General features: G+C 60.2%; 2 protein-coding genes. Both read left to right on the forward strand.

Annotated features, from left to right (window positions below; all coding sequences use genetic code 11):
• Positions 1-717: electron transfer flavoprotein subunit beta/FixA family protein (locus CJF39_RS22550; RefSeq protein ID WP_094995370.1), on the forward strand; the 717-nt coding region annotated here is incomplete at its 5' end.
• Between the two features lie 2 nt (positions 718-719).
• On the forward strand, positions 720-1,637 hold a 918-nt coding region (locus CJF39_RS22555), incomplete at its 3' end, for an electron transfer flavoprotein subunit alpha/FixB family protein (protein ID WP_094995371.1).

Here is a 1,637-nt window from a genome sequence, read left to right on the forward strand (position 1 = left end):
GATTACAACGTTAAAGTTCGCGTCAAAGCGGACAACTCCGGCGTTGACCTCGCCAACGTCAAGATGTCGATGAACCCCTTCTGCGAAATCGCAGTGGAAGAAGCCGTGCGCCTGAAAGAGAAAGGCGTGGCAACCGAGATCGTCGTCGTCTCCATCGGCCCGACCACGGCTCAGGAACAGCTGCGTACCGCGCTGGCACTGGGTGCGGATCGTGCCATCCTCGTCGAATCCGCCGAAGACCTGACCTCGCTGGCCGTGGCCAAGCTGCTCAAGGCCGTGGTGGACAAGGAGCAGCCGCAACTGGTGATCCTGGGTAAACAGGCCATCGACAGCGACAACAACCAGACGGGCCAGATGCTGGCCGCGCTGACCGGTTTCGGTCAGGGTACGTTCGCGTCCAAGGTTGAAGTGGCGGGTGACAAGGTTGCCGTGACCCGTGAAATCGACGGCGGCGCGCAAACGGTGTCCCTGAGTCTGCCGGCCATCGTCACCACCGACCTGCGTTTGAACGAGCCGCGCTATGCGTCCCTGCCAAACATCATGAAAGCCAAGAAGAAGCCGCTTGAAGTGCTGACGCCTGATGCATTGGGCGTTTCCACGGCATCGACCAACAAGACCCTGAAAGTCGAAGCGCCTGCGGCTCGCAGCGCAGGCATCAAGGTCAAGTCGGTGGCTGAACTGGTCGAGAAACTGAAAAACGAAGCGAAGGTAATCTAAACATGACTATCTTGGTAATCGCAGAACACGACGGTAAAGCCCTGGCCCCGGCCACGCTGAACACCGTAGCCGCCGCTGCCAAAATCGGCGGTGACATTCACGTTCTGGTTGCAGGTCAGGGCATTGGCGCCATCGCTGAAGCCGCCGCGCAGATTTCGGGCGTGGCCAGCGTGCTGGCTGCCGACAACGCAGCGTACGCGCACCAGTTGCCGGAAAACGTGGCTCCGCTGGTAGCAGCGTTGGGCAAGGGTTACAGCCACATCCTGGCTGCTGCGACCTCCAACGGCAAAAACATCCTGCCGCGTGTCGCTGCTCAGCTGGACGTTGACCAGATCTCCGAGATCATCTCGGTTGAAAGCGCTGACACCTTCAAGCGTCCGATCTATGCCGGTAACGCCATTGCCACTGTGCAATCGACAGCGCCGGTCAAAGTGATCACCGTGCGTGCCACCGGTTTTGACCCGGTGGCTGCGCAAGGCGGGTCTGCAGCGGTTGAAGCCGTAGCGGCCGTTCACGATGCAGGCACGTCTTCGTTCGTGAACGAAGAGTTGGCCAAGTCGGACCGTCCTGAACTGACGGCAGCCAAAATCGTTGTATCCGGCGGTCGTGGCATGCAGAACGGCGACAACTTCAAGCACCTGTACGCGCTGGCCGACAAGCTGGGCGCTGCCGTCGGTGCGTCCCGTGCCGCAGTTGATGCCGGTTTTGTACCCAATGACATGCAGGTCGGTCAGACGGGTAAGATCGTTGCGCCACAGCTGTACATCGCGGTCGGTATTTCCGGCGCGATCCAGCACCTGGCGGGCATGAAAGACTCCAAAGTGATCGTTGCGATCAACAAGGACGAAGAAGCGCCGATCTTCCAGGTGGCCGATTACGGCCTGGTGGCGGACTTGTTCGAAGCCGTACCTGAGCTGGAG

Source organism: Pseudomonas lundensis (assembly GCF_002269125.1).
Taxonomy (GTDB): Bacteria; Pseudomonadota; Gammaproteobacteria; order Pseudomonadales; family Pseudomonadaceae; genus Aquipseudomonas; species Aquipseudomonas lundensis_A.